Origin of the sequence: Achromobacter sp. Marseille-Q0513 (assembly GCF_018195695.1) — a bacterium.
Taxonomy (GTDB): Bacteria; Pseudomonadota; Gammaproteobacteria; order Burkholderiales; family Burkholderiaceae_B; genus Achromobacter.
In genome coordinates, this window is record NZ_JAGTJY010000300.1 from 1 (window position 1) to 4,254 (window position 4,254).

Sequence of the window (4,254 nt, forward strand, 5' to 3'; positions counted from 1 at the left end):
GCCGTCATCGGCCTGAACCTCTGTCCCTTCGCCAAGGCCGTCCAGGTCAAGGACCAGATCCGCTACGCCATCAGTGACGCCACCGACGCCGAGGGCGTGCTGACCGACCTGCAGGACGAACTGGCGCTGCTGGCCGAGGCCGACCCCGAGCAGATCGACACCACGCTGCTGATCCTGCCGGACGCGTTCGACGATTTCCTGGATTTCAACGACTTCGAGGAAGTCACCGACCGCCTGCTCAAGCGCATGCGACTGGTGGGCGAATTGCAGGTCGCCACTTTTCATCCGCAGTTCCAGTTCGCCGACACCGAAGCGGACGATATCGAGAACTGCACCAATCGTTCGCCGTATCCCATCCTGCACCTGCTGCGCGAAGAGAGCATCGACCGCGCCGTGGATGCGTTCCCGGACGCCGCCGAGATCTACGAGAAGAACATCGAGACGATGAAGCGGCTGGGCGTCGAGGGATGGAAGCGGCTGATGCGCGCGCCTTGAGTGGACGCGCGGGCCGCGCGGCGCGGGCTTGTGGGCCGGCGCGCCCGCCGCGCGGGATCTTCCCTGGCGATGCGAAAGCACATGGGCGGCGGGGATCCAAGGGAAGAACGAATAAAGGAACCAATGTTGCGCGCGCAAGGCGCGCCAGGGGAGGGAACATGAACTCCCGAATAGACTTTTGCAACATGCTCTGGGTATAAAGACGCGAATTGCTGTGCTTGCCCCGCCTGTCCCCACAGAAGGCTTCGGATCTCGACCAATGACGTGATTCAGGAGTTAGGCCCATGAAGCGCATACCCGCCTCCAAAGGCATGCCGGCATTTCCCCCAGAGCGGCCCAGGGCCGCCCGCCGCGAGCGCGGCCGGGCCTGGGCCATCACGGGCCTGCCCGGCCTGGTCCTGCTGGCCTTGAGCGGCATCGTCAGCGAGCCGGCATGCGCGCAGCCGGCCGGCCCGGCCAGCCGCGATATCCAGGCGGGCATGGCGGGCCGCGACGCGACGCTGGTGCGCCTGGACAAGGGCAGCGGCCAGCTGCGTGAGATCGATCTGCGCGGACGGGCGCCCGGCGCGGCGCCGGCATTGCCCGCCGCTCCGGCCGCCCCGGCTTCGGCCTTGTCGCCGGGCGCCTATGGCCGTGTGCCGACCGGCATCGACTGGAACATGGGCGTGAATGGCGCGATCGGCAAGATCGTCGCGCAGCTCGGGCCGTTGGCGGCCGACATGGTGCCTTGCGATGACGGGGCCAAGCCCGGCGATGTGCTGCTGAAGACGGCGAAGTCCTTCCTGCTGCCCTGGTGCGTCAAGAACCGGAAGACCGGATCCGGCGCCGCGCCCGGCAAGGCCGCTCCCGACGCGAAGCAGCGCTTCGACGACTATACGAAGCGCTGCGGCGGCACGATCGGCGAGATGGCGGCCAGCATCCGCCGCGATCAGGACGGCTTCCAGCAGGTCAGTCCCGAGCTGACGCAACGCTACATCGCCTGTTCGGCCGGGCTGCGCGACCTGCCCGCGGGACAGCGGGAATGGATGGAGCGGCGGCTGTTCGTCATCGGCATCGCGCCCTATGCCGACGCCGGGCTGGTCCTGCCCTGCACGGGCCTGGCCCTGCGCGCGGATCTCATCGTCACGGCCCGGCATTGCTTCTTTCCGCAGGATGCCGCCGGCAGGCGCATGACCGGCGTGGCGCCATCGGTGGTCCGCGCCTATTCCGTGAGCCGACCCGGCGTCTTCGCCCAGGCCCGCGACGTGCTGGACGTGGATGGCGCTTCCCTGTCCGCGCGTTCCGCCGCCGACTACGACGGGCGCGCGGACATCGCCTTCATCCGGCTCGCCGCGCCCGCGGACCTGGGCAACACCGCGAACGCGCAGGTGGCGGCCGCGCTGCCCGATGGCGGCGACGCGGTCACCGATCTGGTCGTGCCTGGCTTCCATGGCGAACTGGCGGGCAACATCGCCAAGCGCGTCGCGCAGGGAGGCGGAGACGATGTGCGCTATGACAACTCGGGCGGCTGCATGATGGTGCGCTTCAAGAACGCCAGCTGCTATGCGCACAGTTGCCAGACGGGGCCGGGCGTCAGCGGCGCGCCGGTATTGAAATTCCAGGAAGAGGCGGGTGGCGTGCGCGCCTACCTGCTCGGCATCCACACCGGCGCGGGCAGCGCCGAAAGCGCCTGCCAGGGCGTGGCGGACAAGAAGACCGCGTTCCTGTGGAGCCAGGCCGCGGTCAACCTGGCGGAATTTCCGGTGGGCAAGCTGTTTGAAAAATGAAGACAACGCGAATCAACGCGCATGGGAGAGGGAAGATGGACAAGACGGTGAGGCGTGGCGCGGGGCTGGCCCTGGCGCTGGGAATGCTTGCGGGTTGCGCGGGGCCGGCGGCCAAGGACAGCGGGGATGCGTCCGCGCCGCCCAGGGCGCCGGGCGCGGCGCGCGCCTTCCTGCTGGATAGCTGCCCGCTGGATCCGGCGATCGGCAAGGAATCGATCCTGCTGCCAGTCCTGCTGGCGCCCTTGATCAAGAGCGCCGCGGCCAGCGCGATCGATGCGGGCTACGACTATTTCCTCAAGGTCATGAGCGAGCGCCAGCGCCAGCTCACCGCGTCGACCACATTCCAGGCGACGGGCAATTTCTACGCGCTGGAAAAACCGTCCGCCGGCCAGCAGGGCGAGTTCTACCGGATGCCGCTCAAGTGCCTGGTGCTCGTGCGCGAGGCGGACACGGAGCCGGCGCTGAGCCCCGAGCTGCGGGAAGTCTGGGACATCAACAAGGAGAAGATCAATGGCGCGCTGGCCATCGCGAAGGCGGGCTACGCCTTGCAGCGCGCGCCGACCTTCTATGCCGAGCTGAAGATCCGCTACCTGACGCTGACCGTGCCGGCGCAGGCCTTGCAGGATGAAACCGGCAAGCCGCTGCTGGACCGCGCGGGCAAGGCGGTGGTCCTGCCCGAACCGATGGAGGTGCCCATCGAGTTCGAGGTCAAGCCGGTGCGCGTCTTCTACGGCCAGTCGGGCGCGCTTCGCAATCCTGGCGACAAGAAGCGCCTGACCGTCAGCGTGGACCTGAGCGCCAAGGCGTTTGAAAACCAGAAGTGGACCAGCGCGGCGCTGCTGGCCAAGACCTTCGACCTGGGCATGGCCCGGGCCGGCGACTTCATTCCCGAATCCGAGCTGGCGGAGAAGGCCGGCGCGGTGGCGCCGATCCCGGCGCCGGGGCAGATGAAGCTGCGCGTGCCCTACGGCAAGGGCAATGCCTATGCCTACGCGCCGGATCTGGTGGGCACCACGGCCACCGCGATCCTGACGGAAAGCGAGGATGGTTCCGACATCGAGCGCTGGCTGTATGAAAAGGCCAAGGAAAAGCGCGACACCCTGACCGGCAAGGCCAAGGGCTGGGTGAACGACAGCGTGGACCGCAACACGGCCAAGGAATAGCGGCCGGTCGGCGGACGGCAGGGAGCCGGCGCTTGCGCCGGCCCCGCCGTCGTCATTCCTCGTTGGCCCACTCCACCTGCACGCCCAGGCTGCGCAGGTTCTCGACGAAGCGCGGATGGGCGCGGCGGATCGGGGTGGCGTTGCGGATCTCGGAGCGGCCCTTGATGCTGCTGGCCACCATGAACAGCGCGATGGCCACGCGGATGATGTAGGGGCTCTCGACCACGGCCGGCGTCAGCGCATTGCCGCCGAAGGTGACCACGCGGTGCGGATCTGACGAGAACACGTGGGCGCCGAACTTGGACAGCTCGCCGGTCCAGCCCAGCGCGCCGTCATAGACCTTGTTCCAGAACATCGCGTTGCCCTCGGCGCACACGCCCAGCGCGATGAAGATGGGCAACAGGTCCACCGGGAAATACGGCCAGGGCGCGGCCTCGACCTTGGTCAGCACGTTGCTGGTGAAGGGCGTCTGCACCTTCAGCGGGCCGTCGCGGAACGCGCGCGACCAGCCGTCCTTGTGCTCGATGCGCACGCCGAACTTGGCGAAGGTGCGATCGAGCAGCGGGAAATTGCCCGGCGTGCTGTTGCGCACCACCACGTCGCCGCCGGTGATCGCGCCCAGCGCCAGGAAGGTGGTGATCTCGTGGAAGTCTTCCTCGAACGTGAATTCGCCGCCCTTGAGGGCCGCGCCGCCGCGCACCGCCAGCCGCGAGGTGCCGATGCCGTCGATGTCCGCGCCCATCATCGCCATGAAGCGGCAGAATTCCTGCACGTGCGGTTCCGACGCGGCGTTGGTCAGCGTCGATTCGCCTTGCGCGGCGGCCGCGCAC

General features: G+C 68.3%; 3 protein-coding genes and 1 pseudogene. 3 read left to right on the forward strand and 1 reads right to left on the reverse strand.

The genetic code is table 11. The features are described from left to right. From KDH83_RS29800 to KDH83_RS29810, 3 genes are all read left to right on the forward strand, one after another. A partial coding sequence (locus tag KDH83_RS29800) for a DUF1415 domain-containing protein (protein ID WP_212322444.1) occupies window positions 1-495 on the forward strand: 495 nt, incomplete at its 5' end. Window positions 496-779: 284 nt separating this feature from the next. Next, window positions 780-2,261, forward strand: coding sequence for a trypsin-like peptidase domain-containing protein (locus tag KDH83_RS29805; protein ID WP_212322446.1), 1,482 nt, complete (start codon window positions 780-782; stop codon window positions 2,259-2,261). 35 nt (window positions 2,262-2,296) lie between these two features. Next, window positions 2,297-3,424, forward strand: a complete 1,128-nt coding sequence (locus KDH83_RS29810; RefSeq protein ID WP_212322448.1) for a hypothetical protein — start codon at window positions 2,297-2,299, stop codon at window positions 3,422-3,424. A gap of 52 nt (window positions 3,425-3,476) precedes the next feature. On the opposite strand, the pseudogene KDH83_RS29815 reads toward KDH83_RS29810, so the two are convergent. Continuing rightward, window positions 3,477-4,254 (reverse strand): annotated as a pseudogene (locus KDH83_RS29815) (UDP-N-acetylglucosamine 1-carboxyvinyltransferase); the annotation flags it as partial.

What these genes read in the sequence shown, in the direction of transcription:
- KDH83_RS29805 (WP_212322446.1), top strand. Translation starts at nt 780, where the DNA reads ATGAAGCGCATACCCGCCTCCAAAGGCATGCCGGCATTTCCCCCAGAG.
- KDH83_RS29810 (WP_212322448.1), top strand. Translation starts at nt 2,297, where the DNA reads ATGGACAAGACGGTGAGGCGTGGCGCGGGGCTGGCCCTGGCGCTGGGA.